The organism is Pseudomonas sp. PDM22 (genome assembly GCF_014851965.1).
Lineage (GTDB): Bacteria > Pseudomonadota > Gammaproteobacteria > Pseudomonadales > Pseudomonadaceae > Pseudomonas.
Map to the genome: position 1 here is coordinate 494,603 of NZ_JACVAR010000003.1, position 19,621 is coordinate 514,223.

A 19,621-nucleotide genomic window follows, 5' to 3' on the forward strand; every position below is an offset into this window, starting at 1 on the left:
CATGGGTCTGTTCAACGCACACGCCGTGGCGCAGCAACGCGCCGACCGCATCACCGCCCTCCTCCACAGCCTGGTGGACGGCAACCTCGACGTCGCCATCGGCGAAGCCCCGGCCGCCGGCTATGAGCGCCTCTACGACGGGCTGCGCAGCATCCAGCGCACCCTGCGTGAGCAGCGCACCGAGCAGGCCCAGGTGGAAGCCCTGGAAGCCGGCCTGGTGGAAATGACCCGCCAGCACGAGCTGGGCTGGATCGACGAGGTGATCCCGGTGGACAAGTTCGCCGGCCGCCCGGCGCGCATCGCCAAGGGCATCAACGACCTGGTCGCCGCGCACATCGCGGTGAAGATGCGCGTCGTCGCCACCGTCACCGCCTACGGCAAGGGCGACTACTCGGTGGACATGGACCGCCTGCCGGGCAAGAAGGCCATCATCACCGAAGCCATCGACGGCGTGCGCGACAGCCTCAAGGCCAGCGCCGATGCCGCCGAGTACAACGCGCGGATCAAGAGCGCGCTGGATAACGTCTCGGCCAACGTGATGATCGCCAACAACGACCTCGAGATCATCTACATGAACCGCACGGTGACCGAGATGCTCGGCAACGCCGAAGCCGACATCCGCAAGCAGCTGCCGAACTTCAACGCCAGCCGCCTGATGGGCGCCAACATCGACATGTTCCACAAGAACCCGGCGCACCAGCGCGGCATGCTCGCGCACCTGACCGCGCGGCATAAGGCCGAGCTGAACCTGGGCGGCCGGCGCTTCGCCCTGGACGTGGTGCCGGTGTTCAACGACGCCGGCGAGCGCCTGGGTTCGGCCGTGCAGTGGACCGACCGCACCGAGGAATTCCGCGCCGAGCAGGAAGTCTCGCAACTGGTGGACGCCGCCGTCGCCGGTGACTTCACCAAGCGCATCGAGGCCTCGAACAAGGAAGGCTTCTTCCTGAAGATCGCCACCGGCCTGAACAACCTGGTGGACACCGCCGACAAGGGCCTGCGCGACGTCACCCGTGTGCTCGGCGCACTGGCCCAGGGCGACCTGACCCAGCGCATCGACGCCGACTACCAGGGCACCTTCGGCGAGCTCAAGGACTACGCCAACGAAACCGCACAGAGCCTGTCGCGCATGCTCGGGCAGATTCGCGAAGCGGCCGACACCATCCACACCGCCGCCAGCGAGATCGCCAGCGGCAACGCCGAGCTGTCCACCCGCACCGAGCAGCAGGCCTCCAGCCTGGAAGAAACCGCATCGAGCATGGAAGAGCTGACCAGCACCGTGAAGCTCAACGCCGAGAACGCCCGCCAGGCCAACTCGCTGGCGGTGAATGCGTCCGAAGTCGCCACCGAAGGCGGCAGCGTGGTGCAGAAGGTGGTGGGCACCATGTCGGCCATCAACGACTCGGCACGCAAGATCGCCGACATCATCGGGGTGATCGACGGCATCGCCTTCCAGACCAACATCCTCGCGCTCAACGCCGCGGTGGAAGCGGCGCGCGCCGGCGAGCAGGGCCGCGGCTTCGCGGTGGTGGCCGGTGAAGTGCGCACCCTGGCGCAGCGCTCCGCCGCCGCCGCCAAGGAGATCAAGACGCTGATCAACGACTCGGTGGACAAGGTCGAGAGCGGCAACAGCCTGGTCGCCCAGGCCGGCCAGACCATGAGTGACATCGTGGTGGCGATCAAGCGCGTCACCGACATCATGGCCGAGATCGCCGCCGCCAGCGCCGAGCAGAGCAGCGGCATCGAGGAAGTGAACGGCGCCGTGTCGCAGATGGACGAGATGACCCAGCAGAACGCCGCGCTGGTGGAAGAAGCCGCCGCCTCGGCCGAGGCCCTGCAGGAGCAGGCCGGCATGCTCAACCAGCAGGTCGGGGTGTTCAAGCTCGAATCCATCGCCGCCACCGTGGTGCCGCTGGCCTCCGCCCGCCCGGCCCGCACCGAGCCGGCCGCGCACACCTCTCGCGCCGCCCGCGGCGTGGCCAAGGCGGTGCGCGCCAAGGGTAAAGAGGACGACTGGGAAGAGTTCTGATCGGGCGGGGCTGAGGGATGGCGGCGGCCGGAGCAATGGGAGGGTCGGCCGCCGCGCGCGGACCAGGGATGGTCAGGCGATGACCGCTGATGTCGGCGCCAAGAGCCCCTCACCCTAACCCTCTCCCGGAGGGAGAGGGCTGGGGTGAGGGTAGTGCCCGCGCAGAGCTTTCCGATACCACGAAGTAGGGCGCATAACGCCACAGGCGTTATCCGCCATCACGGCGGATAACCCGTTCCGGGTTATGCGCCCTACGCGATCTACCAATCGTCGAGACTCACGATGTCGATCAACCTGCCCGCCCCCGAGCACGAATTCCACTACACCCGCCGGGACTTCCAGCAGGTGCGCGAGCGCCTCTACCGGCACGCCGGTATCAGCCTCTCGGAGAACAAGCAGCAGCTGGTCTACAGCCGCCTCTCGCGGCGCCTGCGCAGCCTGCGGCTGGGCAGCTTCGCCGAGTACTTCGCCTACCTGGAGAGCCACGAGGAAGAGTGGCAGCAGTTCGTCAACGCGCTGACCACCAACCTCACCGCCTTCTTCCGCGAGAAACACCACTTCGACCACCTGGGCCGCTTCGCCGCCGAGCAGTTGCAGGACCACCAGCCGCTGCGCTTCTGGTCCACCGCCTCTAGCACCGGCGAGGAACCCTACTCCATGGCCATGACCCTGGTGGACGCGCTGGGCAGCTTCGCCCCGCCCATCGAGCTGATCGCCTCGGACATCGACACCGGCGTGCTCGGCCACGCGCGCCAGGGCATCTACCCGCTGGAGCGCATCGAGGCGCTGAGCCCGGCGCAGAAGCGGCGCTTCTTCCTCCGCGGCACCGGCGGCAACGCCGGCAAGGCGCGGGTGGTGCGCGAGCTGCGGCAGATGATCGACTACCGGCAGATCAACCTGCTCGATCGGGACTGGGGCATTGCCGGCGGTCTGGACGCGATCTTCTGCCGCAACGTGATGATCTATTTCGACAAGCCGACCCAGACCCGCCTGCTCGAACGCATGGTGCGCCTGCTGCGGCCCGGCGGGCTGTTCTTCGCCGGGCACTCGGAAAACTTCGTCCACGCCAGCCACCTGGTGCGCTCGGTGGGACGCACGACCTACCAGGCGGTGGGGAGCCAGTGATGGGCGCAGCCCTGGACCAACCCAACCGCTACTACGACCCGCGCTTCGGCATGGAGGCGGTGAAGCTGCTGCCCGGCGAATGCTACGTCACCGCCGAACCGCTGATGCTGGTCACCGTGCTCGGTTCCTGCGTCTCGGTCTGCCTGCGCGACCGCAGCAGCGGGCTGGGCGGCATGAACCACTTCATGCTGCCCGGCGACACCGGCGTGCAGGGCCTGCTGTCCAATTCCGGGCGCTACGGCGTGCACGCCATGGACCTGCTGATCAACGGCCTGATGCGGCGCGGCGCCCAGCGCCGGCACTTCGAGGCCAAGGTGTTCGGCGGCGGCTCGGTGCTGAAGAACCTCAGCGCCGACGTCGGCCAGCGCAACGTCGAGTTCGTCCTGCAGTACCTCGAGGACGAGGGCATCCCGCTGGCCGCCCAGGACCTGCTCGACGTGCACCCGCGCAAGGTCTATTTCTTCCCCGGCACAGGCCGGGTGCTGGTGCGCAAGCTGCGCACCCTGGCCAACGACACGGTGCTGCAGCGCGAGCGGCAGTACTGCCAGCAACTGTCCCGCCGGGAGCGCGGCGGGAGCATCGACCTGTTCTGAACGGAGGGACGAGCGATGGCCGTCAAGGTCCTGATCGTCGACGACTCGGCGCTGATTCGCAGCCTGCTCAAGGACATCATCCACAACGACCCGGAGCTGCAGCTGGTGGGCGCGGCGCCCGACGCCTTCGTCGCCCGCGACCTGATCAAGCAGCACGCGCCGGACGTCATCACCCTCGACGTGGAAATGCCGCGCATGGACGGCCTGACCTTCCTCGACAAGCTGATGAAGGGCCGGCCGACCCCGGTGCTGATGATCTCCTCGCTCACCGAGAAGGGCTCCGAAGCCACCCTGCGCGCGCTGGAGCTGGGCGCCATCGACTTCATCGCCAAGCCGCGACTGGGCATCGCCGAAGGCATGCAGGCCTACGCCGAGGAAATCTGCGCCAAGCTCAAGGCCGCCGCCCGCGCGCGCCTGCCCCGCGCTCGTCCCGTAGCATCGTCCGACGCACCGGCAATGAGCAGCGCGCCGCTGCTGAGCACCGAGAAGATCTTCGCCATCGGCGCCTCCACCGGCGGTACCGAGGCGATCAAGGAAGTCCTGCTGGGCCTGCCGCCGGACTGCCCCGGCACCGTGGTCACGCTGCACATGCCGCCGGGCTTCACCAAGTCCTACGCTGACAGATTGGACCGTCAGACGCGCCTGTCAGTGCGTGAAGCCCGCGACGGCGACCGCATCCTCCCCGGCCACGTGCTGCTCGCCCCCGGCGACTTCCACATGGAAGTGCAGCGCAGCGGCGCCAACTACGTCGTGCGCCTGCACCGCGAGGCTGCGGTAAATGGCCACAGGCCGGCAGTGGACGTGATGTTCAACTCCCTCGCCCGCTGCGCCGGGCGCAACCTCATCGCCGCCCTGCTCACCGGCATGGGCAAGGATGGGGCCCGGGGCTTGCAGGCAATCCGCCAGGCCGGCGGCCACACCGTCGCCCAGGACGAAGCCACCTGCGTGGTCTACGGCATGCCCCGCGAGGCGGTGGAGCTGGGCGCGGCGAAGGAAATCCTGCCGCTGGAGCGCATAGCAGGCTCGCTCCTACAGCAGGCGCGCCAGAGCGGAAGTGGGAACCGCGTCTAGTTCTGTGGGAATCATCTTGCACCGCCGAGCGGCTTTTCACACAGGGTCTAGACTCAGGCCAATTGACCGGCGCCAATAATATGGCGATTCGATATCAATTTGGTTTGATTGTGCCCGTATACAAAATGCACAATTGAGCTTTCGCCAAAAGACCGGCACACGGCGGGCGACACGGGGAAACAAGATAGCCATGGCGGCAAGATGGGGGTTGCGCGGCAAATCGGTGGTGGCATTGCTCATCGCCTGTCTCCTGGCACTGGTACCGGCCGTCATGCTGGGCTGGAAGGCCATGGAGGACATCCGCACGCATTTCGGCCTCGCCTTCGCGAGAAACTTCACGCTGCTCAACCAGCAGAAGATCATCGCGCCGGTGATCCGCGAGCTGGCGCTCTCGCGGCGCCTGGCCGAGTCCGTGGTGACGCAGGACTGGCTGCTGTCCGAGAACGACCCGGCGCGCCGGGCACTGTTCTTCCGCGAAGCCGAAGGCTTCCGCGCGGACCAGCACAACTACTCCTACTTCGTCGTGGTGGACTCCTCGCGCCACTACTACTTCAACGACTCCAGCTCGCCGCTCTCCAATTCCCCGCGCTACACCCTCAGCGACACCGATCCGCAGGACCGCTGGTACTTCGATACCCTGGCCCGCGATGAGACCTACAACATCAACGTCAACTACGACGCCAAGCTGAAGGTCACCAAGGTCTGGTTCAACATGGTGGTGCGCGCCGGCAACGAGAAAGTCGGCCTGGCCGGCGGCGGCCTCGACCTCACCGAGTTCCTCGACCAGTTCATCTCGCGCCGCGAGGCCGGGGTGACACCGATGATCGTCGACCCCGAGGGCGCCATCCAGGCGCACCCGGACACCCGCCTGATCGCCTTTTCCTCCGGCTCCAGCGGCCAGGCCAAGCACCACGTCTACGACCTGCTGGCCAACGACCAGCAACGCACCGCGCTGCGCCAGACCCTGCGCCAGGCCGAGACCAACCCCGGCGAAGTGGAAACCATGTGGGGCACCATCGACGGCAAGGAACAGCTGATCGCCACTGCCTACATCCCGCAGTTGCGCTGGCACGTGCTCAGCGCCATCGACCTGCACGCCGCGCAAGTGCTCGACAGCCGCTGGATCTGGCCGCTGGTGGGCACCCTCGCCGGGCTGCTGGCGATCCTGCTGATCGGCTTCGCCTACACCGTCGACCTGCTGGTGCTGCGCCCGCTGCGCGGCCTCAAGCAGTCGGCCAAGGCGATCGCCGCCGGGCAGTACGACAGCCCGCTGCCGCGCACCCGTCCGGACGAGATCGGCGAGCTGTCCAGCGCCTTCGCCAGCATGGCCGACCAGGTCCGCCGGCACACCGAGGAGCTGGAAGACAAGGTCCAGCAGCGCACCCAGGCCCTCGAAGCGGCCAACCGCGAGATGGCCGCCGCGCAGAAGAAGATCGGCGACTCCATCGACTACGCCAGCCTGATCCAGCGCGCCATCCTCCCCGATCGTCAGCTGCAGGCCTCCCTGGGCGAGCACCATTTCGTCCTGTGGAAACCCCGCGACGTGGTCGGCGGCGACTTCTACATCTACCGCGAAGGCCCCATCGATAGCCTGATCGGCGTGGTCGACTGCGCCGGCCACGGCGTGCCCGGCGCGCTCATGACCATGCTCGCCCTGGCCGCCATCGACCACGCCATCGACAGCGTGAAGAGCCACGACCCGGCGGCGATCCTGCGCGAGACCGACCACGTGATGCGCGGCATGCTCGGCCAGGAAGAATTCACCCACTCGCTGGCCACCAACATGGATGCCGGCCTGGTGCGCGTCGATCACCAGCGCAAGCTGCTGCACTTCTCCGGGGCGAAGATTTCCCTGTTCGCCAGCGACGGCAATGATGTGCGCGAATACAAGGGCGCGCGCCGCGCCATCGGCGACAAGCGCCAGGGCGACTATCAGGACGTGGAAATCCCGATGGAAACCGGCTGGACCTACTACCTGTGCACCGACGGCTTCCTCGACCAGGCCGGCGGCGAGCACGGCTTCGGCTTCGGCAACAGCCGCTTCGCCGACCTGCTGCGCAACCACGCGCGCCGACCGTTGGCCGAGCAGGCCGATGTGTTCGCCGCTACCCTCGCCCAGTACCAGGGTGAGCAGCCGCAGCGCGACGACATCACCATTCTCTCTTTCCGCTTCGACTAGGGGTTAATCCATGGAATCGCTAGATCTGTTGGCCATGCGCGAGAGCTTTACCCGGCAACGCATATTGCTCTGCTTCAACGGCCCCATCTCGCGCAGCCTGATCGAGGAAATCGGCCACGCGCTGCGCAACTACCTGCAGGCCGAACAGGCGCACCCCAGCGAAGCGATGGACGTGTTCGCCGTCTACATCGAGATGACCCAGAACATCCGCCACTACGCCACCCAGCGCGGCTACAACGAGCAGGAGGCCTCGGCCACCGTGGCGATTGCCCGCGATGACGAAGGCCACTACGTGGTCTCCGCCGGCAACCTGGTGGAACTGGCCGACGGCCAGGGCCTGGTGCGCAGCATCGAAGCCATCGCCGGGCTCGACAAGGTCCAGCTCAAGGCAGCCTACAAGGAGCAGCTGCGCCGCCCGCGCGACGCCGAAGCCTCCACCGGCGCAGGTCTCGGCCTGCTGGACATCGCCCGCAAGTCCAGCGCGCCGCTCAAGACCTCCCTCACCGAACAACCCGACGGCCGCGCCTTCTTCAGCCTGCGCGCCGTGATCTGAACCGCGAAATTCAGGAAGACCCGACATGAGCGATCTCAACGTCACCGGAACCCAATCCACTCCACAGATCCACGGCGACTGGCAGGCCGGCATCCTCGCGATGCAGGGCGACTCCTACCCGGAGAACTCCTTCGAGCTGTTCGGCCAGGTCATCGAGTGGGTCGAACGCTTCCTCACCCAGGAGCAGCGCCCGCTGGAACTCGACCTGCGCCTGCTGTACCTCAACACCAGCTCGATCAAGGCCATGATGGACATCTTCGACCTGCTCGAAGAAGCCCACGGCCAGGGCCGCAGTACTCGCGTGGCGTGGCACTACGACCGCCGCAACGAGCGCGTCGCCGAACTGGCCGAGGAATTCCGCGAGGACTGTACCTTCCCGTTCGTCATCCAAGCCTACGACGAGTAAGAGCCATGACTAGCGAGCGCGAGCTGGACCTGCTGATCGAAGAGCTGCTGGCCGACCCCCAGTACGAAGGGCACCCCCTGCGCGAGGCCCTGTACCAGAAGCACCAGCAATCCCTCGACCAGCTCGCGCGCCTGGAACGCATCGCGCGGATTTCCGACGGCTTCCAGTCCATGGCCCGGCAGCAGAACAGCACGCTGTCCGAGCGCTACCACAAGCAGCTGCGCCAGCTGGAAAAGGTCGCGCGCATCTCCGACCGCTACCAGGACATGATGCGCGACCTGAACATCGCGCTGAAGGAAGCCTCGACCCACGACACCCTCACCGGCATCGCCAACCGCCGCCTGCTGATGGAGCGCCTGCGCGAGGAAAGCGAACGCGCCCAGCGCCACGGCGAGTCCTACGTGCTGGCCATGCTCGACGTCGACCGCTTCAAGCAGGTCAACGACACCTGGGGCCACGAAGTGGGCGACCGCGTGCTGGTGGAAATCGGCCGCGCCATGGAGTCAGCCCTGCGCCAGTACGACCTCTGCGGCCGCTGGGGCGGCGAGGAATTCCTGCTGATCCTCCCCGACACCCGCCTGGCTGACGCCGCCGCCATCATCGAGCGCGTGCGCAACGACATTCGCTGCCTGGCCGTGCGCGTGGGCACCAACGCCCTGTCCGTCACCGCCAGCTTCGGCGTCGCCGAGCACCATCCCGGCGAAAGCTATTCCCAGACCCTCAGCCGCGCCGACGCCGCATTGCTGGATGCCAAGCGCAGCGGGCGGGACAAGTGCGAGTTCGCCACCGCGTAACGGCGGCACCATGAAAAAAGCCCGGCCATGGCCGGGCTTTTTTTGCAGAGCGAGATCAGTTCTGCAGCGATACCTGACCAACACCCAGCTTCAGGCCACCCAGGCGCTGCAGCAGGGTGTTGATGTTGGCGCGGGCCGAGCCTTCGTTGGCCAGGCGCAGGCGGGTCACGCCATAGAACGCATCACCTACGCCCGCGGTGAAGGGCTCCTTCACGGTCTCCTGCCAGACCACGCGGCCACCGGCGTTTTCCACCAGGCTGTACTCGACGGTCGAGGTCACGGTGAAGCTGAAGCCGAATACCGGCTGGTCGAGGCTGACCAGCTTGGTGCGCAGCGAATAGGCAGCCTTGTTGCCCTGGCCGAGCAGACCGGCCTTGCCCAGGGACTGCTCCAGCGCCGCGCGGAAATCAGCGCCGTCGATCTGCGAGGTCCACAGCGGGTTGGTCTTCTTGCCACCCTCGACATCGGTGACCTGGAGGTTGTCGCGCAGCGCGGCGTCATAGCCCTGGGTGTGCGCCTGCTGGTCATTGACCTGCATGTTCTCGACCTTCGCCGAAGAGGCGCAGCCGGTCAGCAGGATCGCGAAAAGGGAAACGCAGAGAAAGCGAAACATAGTCATTCCTTCGATGGCAGATTGGGCGCCCAGGCAGTTCGCGATCGAATGATGACGCCACGTTCCTCCCTGAACGGTGGCGGAGGATATGCCTGCGCCAGTGATGGCGCAATGACTCTATTGGCTTGCCGGGTTGTCGCGACGGGCCACGGGCACTAAGGTCGTCGTAACCACCGCAAAGGATGCAGCATGGCCAACAAGTCTCCCTCCCCTCGCCAGCAGACCCATCTCGCCGTCCTGATCGACGCCGACAATGCCCCCGCCGCCATCGTCGAAGGGCTGTTCGAGGAGATCGCCAAGTACGGCGTTGCCAGCGTGAAGCGCATCTATGGCGACTGGACCAAGCCCAACCTGGGCAAGTGGAAACAGGTTCTGCTCGACCACTCCATCCAGCCCATGCAGCAGTTCGCCTACACCAACGGCAAGAACGCCACCGACAGCGCGCTGATCATCGACGCCATGGACCTGCTCTACACTCGGCGCTTCGACGGCTTCTGCCTGGTTTCCAGCGACAGTGACTTCACCCGGCTGGCCGCGCGCCTGCGCGAAGAGGGCCTGACGGTCTACGGCTTCGGCGAGGAGAAAACGCCCAAGCCCTTCGTCTCCGCCTGCGACAAGTTCATCTACACCGAGATCCTGCGCGCTGCCGCCGACCCCGTCGCCGAGCCCGCACCGGGCACCGACAAGGCTGCCGCCCCGAGCACCGCCGAAGCGCCGAAACCCGCCAGCAAACCCAAGTCGCAGAAAGTCCCGCTGGACTTCATCGCCAAGGTGCTCGACGACATCGACGGCGACGACGATGACTGGGTGCAACTGGGCGCCCTGGGGCAGAACATCAGCAAGCTGCAGCCGGCGTTCGACCCACGCCTGTATGGCTTCAAGAAGCTCAGCGACCTGATCAAGGGCCACCCCAAGCGCTTCGAACTGCAGGCAAGGGGCATCGGCAACACCGGCGGCAAGGACTTGTACGTGCGCAATGCCGGCCCGGTGCGTTAAGCCTGCGTCAGCTCAATGCAGCGTCACTTCCCAGTCGTTAGGGTTGACCTTGAACCTGCAACGGAGCCGCCCATGCGTCCCTGGCTGATAGCCCTGCTCCTGACCCTCGCTGCCGGTGCTGCCCACGCCGGCACGCTGCGCTGCGGTACCAGCCTGATCAACGAGGGCGATCCGATGGACGAGGTGCTCGCCAAGTGCGGGCAACCGGACAAGCGTGTCGTCACACCGCCCACGAAGCCAAGGCGCGGACCGGACGGCAAGTTCATCCCCGGCCGGCCGCAGCTGGAAACCTGGATGTACGGCCCGAACAACGGTGCCTATCGCTACCTTTTCTTCCGCGACACACAGCTGCAATTGATCAACACCACGCGCAAGGAACTGCTCTGAGCGCACCGCGCTCTTCATCCCAACACGCCCGCCGCTACCAAAGGTGCCTACCCATCGTGGCGGCATCTCCCTAGACTGGTCGCCTTCGCCAATCCGGAGGGCACCATGCAAACCCCATTCGACTTCACCCTCGGCATCGACCCGCAAGCGCGCGACGTAGTGGTCAAAGGCCTGCTCGCCTACAACCTGGGCCAGATGGGCCGCAGCAACACCTACGACGACTTCGAACTCTACGCCCGCAGCGACGACGGCGAAGTGGTTGGCGGCATGTTCGGCCAATCCGGCATGGGCTGGCTCTACATCGACTATCTCTGGCTGCAGGACGACCAGCGCGGCAGCGGCCTGGGCAGCCAGCTCATCGCCCTCGCCGAAGACGAAGCCCGCCGCCGCGGCTGCGTTGGCCTGTTCCTCTACACCTACAGCTTCCAGGCTCCCGGCTTCTACGAGAAACAGGGCTTCGAGCGCATGGGCGTGCTGGAAGACTGCCCGCCGGGGCATCAGCGCATCTACCTGAAGAAGCACCTGGGCTGATCTTCGCGCCTGCTCCCACCGCCGGCCCTGCCGGCGGATCGCGGGCATGGCCCGCTCCTACACGAGCCGCACAGTTCCCTTTACGAACGGCTAGCACCCGCGCCAGCCTCGTACCGTCCCCACCACGGACACCCGCCTTCCGCGCCAGCTCTAGCTCTGGCTCTGGCTCTGAAAGACTTCCAGAGAAATGCCAGCGCACTCCGAACTGCCCCGTTCAGGAGGCCTCGTTGAATTGGAGTTTCAGGGGTTGAGCGGCATGGATGCCGCGAGAGCCGCGATGGGCCAGGGATGGCCCTTCGCGGCGTGCCCCTGAAACTTCGATTCAACGAGGGAATTTTTCGCCTAAGCGAAAAACCGGATGTCCGGGGCAAGACCTTTGCCTCCTTTGGGTCGTTTGCCAAAGGAGGTCGCCCGAGGGGGCGAAACCAGAAGTCCACGCGCACGCCGAAGCGACGCGTAACACCCAACCTGAAAGCATCGTGGACAAACTCCGCTCCAACGTAAACCGAAACGCTAGAGCCAACCTGTAGGAGCGCGCCATGCGCGCGATCGCGGGCATGGCCCGCTCCTACAAGGAAACGCTGGCGCTGGGTGGTTCGCGAGCAAGCTCGCTCCTACAGGCAAGCCGGAAACGACTGCTTGTTGGGTATCCCTGGCATTCCTATCCTCGCCCAGTCACATCAGTGACCTGGGTTTGGCGACCCGGCGACGTCAGGCGCGATAGCGCCCACAAGTGCTTACGAAAACAGCGAATGTTTTTGTAGGCCCCCGCGCACCCTGCAGAAATTTCTGCAACGCTTATGGCGGATCGCGCGGGGAGACCTCCGGGTCTGCCGGGACCTGACGTCCGGTTCGCCAACCCCGCGCGGTCCGCCTCCTATGTTTGGCGACATGGGTGCGGCTCCTTTAATCGTTAGGAGTTCCACTTATGCACAACACCTACACCCCAACCTTCTTCACCCGCAAAAAGCGCTTCCTGCGCGGTCTGATGCTCGACAACCAGGCCTGGTTCGCCTCCCGCGATATCGCGCGCCTGCTCTCCGTCCAGTATCCCGACAGCTTCCACCACCGCTTCTTCCCCCACGAAGTCCAAACCCTCCCGCTGACCTACCGCACCGGTACCACGGAAGACACCGTCCTGCTCAGCGAAGCCGCCATCTACAAGGCCTTCGTCCGCTTCGGCCACCCCGAACTCGAAGCACTGGACCGCTGGCTCTGCCACGACGTCATTCCCACCCTGCGCGACCAGCACACCCCGGAATCCGAAGCACCCCGCCGCGTCCTCCTCACCTGGGACGCCCGCCGCCTGATGCTGCTCAACTGGCAAGGCGACCTGTGGATGCGCTGGGAAGAAGTTCCCCGGATGTTCGATTACTCCTGAGCCGCAGCAGCATGGGTATCGCTCCGCTCCACCCATCCTACAAAGGTTTCAGCCGGCTCCCGCAGAGCCGCAGGTGACCCCGAACGTAGGATGGCGTGGAGCGCAGCGATACCCATCAAAAAAGGTTCAACCGGTACCCGCAGAGCCGCAAGTGACCGCGAACGTAGGATGGCGTGGAGCGCAGCGATACCCATCAATGCCCACAGGACGCGCCATGACCTCATACCGCCGCGACAGAACCGATGGCGCCACCTGGTTCTTCACCCTTGCCCTGGCCGACCGCCGCTCACGCCTGCTGGTAGAGAACATCGACCTGCTCCGCGCCGCCTTTGGCTACACGCAACAACGCCACCCCTGGCACATCGACGCCATCGTCATCCTGCCCGACCACCTGCACGCCATCTGCACCCTGCCAGTGGGCGACGCGAATTACGCGCTGCGCTGGCGGCTGATCAAGACAGAATTCTCACGGGCGCTCCCCAGGACGGAGGACGTCTCTGGCAGCCGCCAGACAAAGGGCGAGCGCGGCATCTGGCAACGACGCTACTGGGAGCACCGAATCCGCGACGACCGCGATTTCAAACGGCATGTGGACTACATCCACTTCAATCCGTGCAAGCACGGCCATGTCTCGCGTGTAGTCGATTGGCGATGGTCGTCGTTTCATCGCTACGTTCGCCATGGGTTGCTGGTGGCGGACTGGGGAGGCGGTGCGGTGGATGCAATGGAGGCGGGGGAATGATGGGTATCGCTGCGCTCCACACCATCCTACAAATGCGCTCCCGGCAAGCGGATGCATTGGGCAATGCACTCTGCGAACAAAAAAGGCCGGTCACTAGACCGGCCTTTCTCTTTACCTATTCACCATCAACCATTGCTGGGGAAGGCGAACTGCGCCGCTTCGTGCGACTTGCGCTGCGGCCAGCGCTGGGTGATGGCCTTGCGCTTGGTGTAGAAGCGCACGCCATCCGGGCCGTAGGCGTGCAGGTCGCCGAACAGCGAACGCTTCCAGCCGCCGAAGCTGTGGTAGGCCACCGGTACCGGCAGCGGTACGTTGACGCCGACCATGCCGACTTCGATCTCGTCGCAGAACAGGCGGGCCGCCTCACCGTCGCGGGTGAAGATGCAGGTGCCGTTGCCGTATTCGTGGTCGTTGATCAGCTGCATGGCTTCTTCCAGGCTGTTCACGCGCACGATGCACAGCACCGGGCCGAAGATTTCTTCCTGGTAGATGGTCATGTCCGGGGTCACCTTGTCGAACAGGGTGCCGCCGATGAAGAAGCCATTCTCGTGACCGGCAACCTTGAAGTTGCGGCCGTCGACCAGCAGCTGGGCGCCTTGTTCTACACCGGTATCGATGTAGCCGGTGACCTTGGCCTGGGCAGCGCCAGTGACCAGCGGGCCCATGTCCAGGCCGCAGTTGGTGCCGGCGCCGATCTTCAGGGCCTTGATCTGCGGAACGATCTTCTCGACCAGCGCGTCGCCGATCTGGTCGCCCACGCAAACGGCCACGGAGATCGCCATGCAGCGCTCGCCGCAGGAACCGTAGGCCGCACCCATCAGGGCGCTGACGGCGTTGTCCAGGTCGCAGTCGGGCATCAGAACCGCGTGGTTCTTGGCGCCGCCCAGGGCCTGTACGCGCTTGCCGCGCTTGGTGCCTTCGGAATAGATGTATTCGGCGATCGGGGTCGAGCCCACGAAGCTCAGGGCCTTCACTTCCGGAGCTTCGATCAGCGCGTCAACGGCGGTCTTGTCGCCGTGCACCACGTTCAGCACGCCCTTGGGCAGGCCGGCTTCTTCGAAGAGTTCGGCGATCAGCAGGGTGGAGCTCGGGTCACGCTCGGACGGCTTGAGGATGAAGGTGTTGCCGCAGGCGATGGCCAGCGGGTACATCCACAGGGGCACCATGGCCGGGAAGTTGAACGGGGTGATGCCGGCGACCACGCCGATCGGCTGGAAGTCGCTCCAGGCGTCGATGTTCGGGCCGACGTTGCGGCTGTATTCGCCTTTGAGGATTTCCGGGGCGGCGCTGGCGTACTCGACGTTCTCGATGCCGCGCTTGAGTTCACCGGCGGCGTCTTCGATGGTCTTGCCGTGTTCTTCGCTGATCAGCTGGACGATGCGCTGCTCGTTGGCTTCGAGCAGTTGCTTGAAGCGGAACAGCACCTGGGCGCGCTTGGCCGGCGGGGTGTTGCGCCAGGCCGGGAAAGCGGCCTTGGCGGCGTCGATGGCCTGCTGCACGGTTTCGCGGCTGGCCAGCGGGACCTTGCGGATGGCTTCGCCAGTGGACGGGTTGAAGACGTCGGCGGTGCGGCCGGTGTCGGCGATCATCTCGCCGCCGATCAGGTGCTTGACGGTGGTCATGGGAAGTCTCTTCTCGCTGAAAGTGTGGGGGCGGAGCTCGCGAAGAGCCCCTCTCCCTAGCCCTCTCCCTGAAGGGAAAGGGGATTTGTACGGTGCACGGCTCGGGCGTGGAGGCCCGCCGGGAAGGTCACTCTACGGTGACATCCGCCGGCGTGCCTTCTCGCGTGCCCGCGCACTCAGTGGCTGTGTGGGTGGTCGTCGCTCTTGAGCTCGATCTCGATGAACGCCACTTCGTGATCGCAAGGATTGATCACGTTGTGCTCGGTTCCGATCTGACGGGTGTAGCTCGCACCCAGGACCAGCGGCGCGCGCCGCTCGCCCTCGGGGGTTTCCAGCAGCAGTTCGCCGTTGGTCACCGGGACCACGACGTATTCCATGCCGTGGCGGTGCCAGCCGGTCTCGGCACCGGGGGCGAAGCGCCACTCGGTGACCAGGACCTTGTCGTTGTCGATCTGTACCGTCGGGACGGCCTTCGGACGCTCGCTCACTTACGCTACCCCGTTGAGGGCGTCGCCCACGGCGCTGAACAGGCGGTCCAGGTCCTCGGGCTTGGCGTTGAAGGTCGGGCCGAACTGCAGGGTGTCGCCGCCGAAGCGCACGTAGAAGCCTTCTTTCCACAGCTTCATGCTGGCTTCGAACGGACGCACGATGGCGTCGCCGTCGCGGGCGCCGATCTGGATCGCGCCGGCCAGGCCGCAGTTGCGGATGTCGATGACGTTCTTCGCGCCCTTCAGGCCGTGCAGGGCCTTCTCGAAGTAGGGAGCCAGTTCCAGCGACTGTTGGATCAGGTTCTCTTTTTCCAGCAGGTCCAGCGCGGCGATACCGGCGGCGCAGGCGACCGGGTGCGCGGAGTAGGTGTAGCCATGGCCGAACTCGACGGCGTATTCCGGCAGGTTCTGACCCATGAAGGTGTCGTAGATTTCGCTGCTGGCGATCACCGCGCCCATGGGGATGGCGCCGTTGGTGACCTGCTTGGCGACGTTCATGATGTCCGGCTTCACGCCGAAGAACTCGGCGCCGGTGGGCTTGCCCATGCGGCCGAAGGCGGTGATCACTTCGTCGAAGATCAGCAGGATGTTGTGCTGGTCGCAGATTTCGCGCAGGCGCTGCAGGTAGCCCTTCGGCGGAACCAGGACGCCGGCGGAGCCGGACATCGGCTCGACGATGACGGCGGCGATGTTCGACGCGTCATGCAGCTCGATCAGCTTCAGCAGTTCGTTGGCCAGCTCGACACCGCCGGTCTCGGCCATGCCCTTGGTGAAGGCCATGCCCGGCTGCAGGGTGTGCGGCAGGTGATCGACGTCCATCAGTTGGCCGAACATCTTGCGGTTGCCACCGATGCCGCCCAGGGCGGTGCCGGCGACGTTCACGCCGTGGTAGCCACGGGCGCGACCGATCAGCTTGGTCTTCTGCGCCTGGCCTTTCAGGCGCCAGTAGGCGCGGGCCATCTTGATCGAGGTGTCGGCGCACTCGGAGCCCGAGCCGGTGAAGAACACGTGGTCGAGGCAGGCCGGGGTCAGCTGGGTGATTTTTTCAGCCAGCTTGAAGGACAGCGGGTGGCCGTACTGGAAAGCCGGGGAGTAGTCGAGGGTGGTCAGCTGCTTGGCGACCGCGTCGGCGATTTCCTTGCGCGAGTGACCGGCGCCGCAGGTCCACAGGCCCGACAGGCTGTCGTAGATCTTGCGGCCCTGGTCGTCCACCAGCCAGCTGCCTTCGGCGGCGACGATGATGCGCGGGTCCTTGTGGAAGTTGCGGTTGGCGCTGAAGGGCATCCAGTGGGCCTTCAGGTTCAGTTCGCTGGCCACCGACGGGGTGACGTTCACTTGCTGGTTCATGGAGCATGTCCTCGACGACAGTCTTGTTGGGCGCGCAGGCCGCGTCGGGCCTGGTGCGATGCTCGTAGATTGGGCCTGACTTAACGTGAGTTAAAGCTTATTCTTCTTACGTTCAGTTTCGGATTGGTAAAACTAAAATGGCGAAACAACGGGCGCCTTCCCTGGGCCAGGTCAGCGACTTCGAGATCCGCCTGCTGCGCATCTTCAAAACCATAGTCGAGTGCGGCAGCTTCTCGGCCGCGGAAAGCACGCTGGGCATCAGCCGCTCGGCCATCAGCCTGCACATGGGTGATCTGGAAAAGCGCCTGGGCATGCGTCTGTGCCAGCGCGGCCGGGCGGGCTTCGCGCTGACCGACGAGGGCCGCGAGGTATACCGCGCGACCCAGTCGCTGCTGGCGGCGCTGGAGGGCTTCCGCGCCGAGGTCAACGAGCTACACCAGCACCTGCGCGGCGAGCTGAACATCGGCATCATCAACAACCTGGTGACCCTGCCGCAGATGCGCATCACCCACGCCCTGCGCGCGCTGAAGGCCAGCGGGCCGGGCGTGCGGATCAACATCGGCATGACCACGCCCAACGAGATCGAGCTGGGAGTTCTCGACGGACGGTTGCACGTCGGGGTGGTGCCGCTCATCAGCCCGCTGTCGGGGCTGGAGTATTCCGCTCTTTATGAGGAGCGCTCGCTGCTGTTCTGCAGCCAGGAGCACCCGCTGTTCGAGCGCGACGACGCGAGTATCACGGTGGAGGAAATCCACGCCTGCGACGCGGTGGAGCCCAGCTACCGCATCCCCGCCGAAGCCCAGGAGCGCCACCAGGAACTGCGCGGCAGCGCTAACGCCTCGGACCGCGAGGGCATGGCCTTCCTTATTCTCACCGGCAGCTACATCGGCTACCTGCCCGACCACTACGCCGCCGATTGGGTCGCCCAGGGCCGCCTGCGCCCGCTGCGGCCGGAGCGCTTCCACTACGACATCCCGCTGACCGTGGTGACCCGCAAGGGCCGCCGGCCGAACCTGGTGCTGGAGCGGTTCATCGAGGCGGTGGCAGAAAGCCGCTGATCCGCCAGACGCTCAGGATGAATGCCTCCGTAGGATGGCGTGGAGCGCAGCGATACCCATCAATCCGGCGCGCCGACAGCATGGGTATCGCTGCGCTCCACCCAACCTACCTGGCGACACGCCGGTGACACTGGTGCGGGATCAATCCCGCGCAAGCCACATTCTGCCTATCCAATTTGTCGCCCCAGCCACCAAAAATCCTATACCCCCTCCCCTGCAGCCCGCGGGCCGCGGGGTTTGCGTGGGTGCAGCTTTTCCCTAGCCTGCGACTACAAAAAACATAATTTCGCTATTCACAGCCTCTGAACAGAATGCGGCCAACAGCTCACCGCAGCCGCAACAAGAACAAACGTGATCAGAGTCTGAGGAAGCAAGCCATGACCGACCTGAATCCAGGCGCCTTCGGCAAGAAGTCGCTTGATAACCTGGAAATCGACACGCTGGTCGTTGGCGCCGGACAAGCCGGCGTGGCCATGAGCGAGCACCTGACCCAGCAGGGCGTGCCGCACATCGTGCTGGAAAAGAGCCGCATCGCCGAAGCCTGGCGCACCGGCCGCTGGGACTCGCTGGTCGCCAACGGCCCGGCCTGGCATGACCGCTTCCCGAACATGGAATTCCCGGTCGGCCCGGATGACTTCCCGGCCAAGGAGCAGGTCGCCGAGTACTTCGTCGCCTACGCCAAGCAGTTCAACGCGCCGATCCGCACCGGTGTGGAAGTGAAGAAGGTCACCCGCAACGAAGGCCGCCCCGGCTTCAGCGTGGAAACCTCCGAGGGCACCCTGCAGGCCCTGCGTATCGTCTCCGCCACCGGCCCGTTCCAGCGCCCGGTGATCCCGGCCATCGCGCCGAAGGACGAGAGCATCCAGCAGATCCACTCGGCCAAGTACTTCAACCCGCAGCAGCTGCCCGAAGGCGCCGTGCTGGTGATCGGTGCCGGCTCCTCCGGTGTGCAGATCGCCGACGAGCTGAACCGCGCCGGCAAGAAGGTCTTCCTCTCCGTGGGCGCCCATGACCGTCCGCCGCGCTCCTACCGCAACCGCGACTTCGTCTGGTGGCTGGGTGTGCTCGGCCTGTGGGACGCCGAGGAAGTGCAGCCGGGCCGCGAGCACGTGACCATCGCCGTGAGCGGTGCCCGTGGCGGCGAGACCATCGACTTCCGCCGTCTGGCCAACGAGGGCATCACCCTGACCGGCCTGACCAAGTCCTTCGCTGACGGCAAGGTGACCTTCCAGGACGACCTGGTGGCCAACCTGAAAGCCGGCGACAACAACTACCTCGGCCTGCTGGACGCCGCAGACGCCTATATCGAGCAAAACGGCCTCGACCTGCCGCTCGAGCCGGAAGCCCGCAAGGTCTACCCTGACGCCGAGTGCATCCGGAACCCGATCCAGCAGCTGGACCTGGCCGAAGCCGGCATCACCTCGATCATCTGGGCCACCGGCTACGCCGTGGACTTCAACTGGCTGCAGGTGAACGCCTTCGACGACAAGGGCAAGCCCAAGCACCAGCGCGGCGTTTCCCGCGAGCCGGGCGTGTACTTCGTCGGCCTGCCTTGGCTGTCGCGCCGTGGCTCCTCGTTCATCTGGGGCGTATGGCACGACGCCAAGCACGTGGCCGGCCATATCGCCACCCAACGCCGTTATGTCGAATATCAGGATGCCTCGCAGCGCGAAGGCTCCGTTCCGAAAGCCGCATCCTGGGAGTAAGAG

The 19,621-nt window shown here is 65.6% G+C and carries 19 protein-coding genes; 15 read left to right on the plus strand and 4 right to left on the minus strand.

What is annotated here, in order from left to right; all coding sequences use genetic code 11:
- Nucleotide 1 precedes the first annotated feature (1 nt).
- The 8 genes from IB255_RS13210 to siaD all read left to right on the plus strand — a co-directional run bounded on the left by IB255_RS13210 (nucleotide 2) and on the right by siaD (nucleotide 8,747).
- On the plus strand, nucleotides 2–2,026 hold the full coding sequence (locus tag IB255_RS13210; RefSeq protein ID WP_081518858.1) for a methyl-accepting chemotaxis protein: 2,025 nt from the start codon (nucleotides 2–4) through the stop codon (nucleotides 2,024–2,026).
- 282 nt (nucleotides 2,027–2,308) lie between these two features.
- Entirely contained in the window at nucleotides 2,309–3,151 is an 843-nt protein-coding gene (locus IB255_RS13215) for a CheR family methyltransferase (RefSeq protein ID WP_192210466.1), read from the plus strand.
- Complete coding sequence (gene cheD, locus IB255_RS13220) at nucleotides 3,151–3,744, plus strand: chemoreceptor glutamine deamidase CheD (RefSeq protein WP_081518860.1); 594 nt, start codon at nucleotides 3,151–3,153, stop codon at nucleotides 3,742–3,744. The genes IB255_RS13215 and cheD overlap by 1 nt, the downstream gene beginning before the upstream one ends.
- Nucleotides 3,745–3,759: 15 nt before the next feature.
- Nucleotides 3,760–4,815 (plus strand): protein-glutamate methylesterase/protein-glutamine glutaminase, encoded by a 1,056-nt coding sequence (locus IB255_RS13225; protein WP_192210467.1) that lies wholly within the window; start codon nucleotides 3,760–3,762, stop codon nucleotides 4,813–4,815.
- A 190-nt stretch (nucleotides 4,816–5,005) separates the two neighbouring features.
- The gene (siaA, locus tag IB255_RS13230) at nucleotides 5,006–6,994 is read left to right on the plus strand and encodes a biofilm regulation protein phosphatase SiaA (RefSeq protein ID WP_151188928.1); all 1,989 of its coding nucleotides are present in this window, start codon (nucleotides 5,006–5,008) and stop codon (nucleotides 6,992–6,994) included.
- Nucleotides 6,995–7,004: 10 nt separating this feature from the next.
- The gene (gene siaB / locus IB255_RS13235; RefSeq protein WP_081518863.1) at nucleotides 7,005–7,547 is read left to right on the plus strand and encodes a biofilm regulation protein kinase SiaB; all 543 of its coding nucleotides are present in this window, start codon (nucleotides 7,005–7,007) and stop codon (nucleotides 7,545–7,547) included.
- Nucleotides 7,548–7,572: 25 nt separating this feature from the next.
- Entirely contained in the window at nucleotides 7,573–7,953 is a 381-nt protein-coding gene (gene siaC / locus IB255_RS13240; protein WP_081518864.1) for a biofilm regulation phosphoprotein SiaC, read from the plus strand.
- A 5-nt stretch (nucleotides 7,954–7,958) separates the two neighbouring features.
- Nucleotides 7,959–8,747: a biofilm regulation diguanylate cyclase SiaD gene (gene siaD, locus IB255_RS13245; RefSeq protein WP_045213489.1), complete on the plus strand. Its 789-nt coding sequence runs from the start codon at nucleotides 7,959–7,961 to the stop codon at nucleotides 8,745–8,747.
- A 55-nt stretch (nucleotides 8,748–8,802) separates the two neighbouring features.
- On the opposite strand, the gene IB255_RS13250 is transcribed toward siaD, so the two are convergent.
- On the minus strand, nucleotides 8,803–9,360 hold the full coding sequence (locus IB255_RS13250; protein WP_151188927.1) for a hypothetical protein: 558 nt from the start codon (nucleotides 9,358–9,360) through the stop codon (nucleotides 8,803–8,805).
- 189 nt (nucleotides 9,361–9,549) lie between these two features.
- On the opposite strand from IB255_RS13250, the gene IB255_RS13255 reads away from it, so the two are divergent.
- From IB255_RS13255 to IB255_RS13275, 5 genes are all read left to right on the plus strand, one after another.
- Nucleotides 9,550–10,356: an NYN domain-containing protein gene (locus IB255_RS13255; RefSeq protein ID WP_192210468.1), complete on the plus strand. Its 807-nt coding sequence runs from the start codon at nucleotides 9,550–9,552 to the stop codon at nucleotides 10,354–10,356.
- Nucleotides 10,357–10,428: 72 nt separating this feature from the next.
- Complete coding sequence (locus tag IB255_RS13260; RefSeq protein WP_151188925.1) at nucleotides 10,429–10,743, plus strand: DUF2845 domain-containing protein; 315 nt, start codon at nucleotides 10,429–10,431, stop codon at nucleotides 10,741–10,743.
- 105 nt (nucleotides 10,744–10,848) lie between these two features.
- On the plus strand, nucleotides 10,849–11,274 hold the full coding sequence (locus IB255_RS13265) for a GNAT family N-acetyltransferase (protein WP_151188924.1): 426 nt from the start codon (nucleotides 10,849–10,851) through the stop codon (nucleotides 11,272–11,274).
- A 928-nt stretch (nucleotides 11,275–12,202) separates the two neighbouring features.
- Nucleotides 12,203–12,655 (plus strand): BRO family protein, encoded by a 453-nt coding sequence (locus IB255_RS13270; protein ID WP_192210469.1) that lies wholly within the window; start codon nucleotides 12,203–12,205, stop codon nucleotides 12,653–12,655.
- 214 nt (nucleotides 12,656–12,869) lie between these two features.
- Nucleotides 12,870–13,397, plus strand: a complete 528-nt coding sequence (locus tag IB255_RS13275; protein WP_192210470.1) for an REP-associated tyrosine transposase — start codon at nucleotides 12,870–12,872, stop codon at nucleotides 13,395–13,397.
- Between the two features lie 125 nt (nucleotides 13,398–13,522).
- On the opposite strand, the gene IB255_RS13280 is transcribed toward IB255_RS13275, so the two are convergent.
- The 3 genes from IB255_RS13280 to IB255_RS13290 all read right to left on the minus strand — a co-directional run bounded on the left by IB255_RS13280 (nucleotide 13,523) and on the right by IB255_RS13290 (nucleotide 16,854).
- Nucleotides 13,523–15,019 (minus strand): CoA-acylating methylmalonate-semialdehyde dehydrogenase, encoded by a 1,497-nt coding sequence (locus tag IB255_RS13280; protein ID WP_081518870.1) that lies wholly within the window; start codon nucleotides 15,017–15,019, stop codon nucleotides 13,523–13,525.
- A 176-nt stretch (nucleotides 15,020–15,195) separates the two neighbouring features.
- On the minus strand, nucleotides 15,196–15,507 hold the full coding sequence (locus IB255_RS13285; protein WP_054910633.1) for a cupin domain-containing protein: 312 nt from the start codon (nucleotides 15,505–15,507) through the stop codon (nucleotides 15,196–15,198).
- Nucleotides 15,508–16,854, minus strand: a complete 1,347-nt coding sequence (locus IB255_RS13290; protein ID WP_192210471.1) for an aspartate aminotransferase family protein — start codon at nucleotides 16,852–16,854, stop codon at nucleotides 15,508–15,510. It abuts the gene before it with no gap.
- A gap of 137 nt (nucleotides 16,855–16,991) precedes the next feature.
- Here IB255_RS13290 and IB255_RS13295 point away from each other — a divergent pair, with 137 nt between their 5' ends.
- Both IB255_RS13295 and IB255_RS13300 read left to right on the plus strand, forming a co-directional pair.
- The gene (locus IB255_RS13295) at nucleotides 16,992–17,912 is read left to right on the plus strand and encodes a LysR family transcriptional regulator (RefSeq protein ID WP_081518872.1); all 921 of its coding nucleotides are present in this window, start codon (nucleotides 16,992–16,994) and stop codon (nucleotides 17,910–17,912) included.
- Nucleotides 17,913–18,289: 377 nt separating this feature from the next.
- Nucleotides 18,290–19,618 (plus strand): flavin-containing monooxygenase, encoded by a 1,329-nt coding sequence (locus IB255_RS13300; protein WP_192210472.1) that lies wholly within the window; start codon nucleotides 18,290–18,292, stop codon nucleotides 19,616–19,618.
- Nucleotides 19,619–19,621: the final 3 nt, after the last annotated feature.

Coding starts and splice junctions, on each gene's coding strand:
- IB255_RS13210 (WP_081518858.1), top strand. CDS start 2: ATGGGTCTGTTCAACGCACACGCCGTGGCGCAGCAACGCGCCGACCGC.
- IB255_RS13215 (WP_192210466.1), top strand. CDS start 2,309: ATGTCGATCAACCTGCCCGCCCCCGAGCACGAATTCCACTACACCCGC.
- cheD (WP_081518860.1), top strand. CDS start 3,151: ATGGGCGCAGCCCTGGACCAACCCAACCGCTACTACGACCCGCGCTTC.
- IB255_RS13225 (WP_192210467.1), top strand. CDS start 3,760: ATGGCCGTCAAGGTCCTGATCGTCGACGACTCGGCGCTGATTCGCAGC.
- siaA (WP_151188928.1), top strand. CDS start 5,006: ATGGCGGCAAGATGGGGGTTGCGCGGCAAATCGGTGGTGGCATTGCTC.
- siaB (WP_081518863.1), top strand. CDS start 7,005: ATGGAATCGCTAGATCTGTTGGCCATGCGCGAGAGCTTTACCCGGCAA.
- siaC (WP_081518864.1), top strand. CDS start 7,573: ATGAGCGATCTCAACGTCACCGGAACCCAATCCACTCCACAGATCCAC.
- siaD (WP_045213489.1), top strand. CDS start 7,959: ATGACTAGCGAGCGCGAGCTGGACCTGCTGATCGAAGAGCTGCTGGCC.
- IB255_RS13250 (WP_151188927.1), bottom strand. CDS start 9,360: ATGTTTCGCTTTCTCTGCGTTTCCCTTTTCGCGATCCTGCTGACCGGC.
- IB255_RS13255 (WP_192210468.1), top strand. CDS start 9,550: ATGGCCAACAAGTCTCCCTCCCCTCGCCAGCAGACCCATCTCGCCGTC.
- IB255_RS13260 (WP_151188925.1), top strand. CDS start 10,429: ATGCGTCCCTGGCTGATAGCCCTGCTCCTGACCCTCGCTGCCGGTGCT.
- IB255_RS13265 (WP_151188924.1), top strand. CDS start 10,849: ATGCAAACCCCATTCGACTTCACCCTCGGCATCGACCCGCAAGCGCGC.
- IB255_RS13270 (WP_192210469.1), top strand. CDS start 12,203: ATGCACAACACCTACACCCCAACCTTCTTCACCCGCAAAAAGCGCTTC.
- IB255_RS13275 (WP_192210470.1), top strand. CDS start 12,870: ATGACCTCATACCGCCGCGACAGAACCGATGGCGCCACCTGGTTCTTC.
- IB255_RS13280 (WP_081518870.1), bottom strand. CDS start 15,019: ATGACCACCGTCAAGCACCTGATCGGCGGCGAGATGATCGCCGACACC.
- IB255_RS13290 (WP_192210471.1), bottom strand. CDS start 16,854: ATGAACCAGCAAGTGAACGTCACCCCGTCGGTGGCCAGCGAACTGAAC.
- IB255_RS13295 (WP_081518872.1), top strand. CDS start 16,992: ATGGCGAAACAACGGGCGCCTTCCCTGGGCCAGGTCAGCGACTTCGAG.
- IB255_RS13300 (WP_192210472.1), top strand. CDS start 18,290: ATGACCGACCTGAATCCAGGCGCCTTCGGCAAGAAGTCGCTTGATAAC.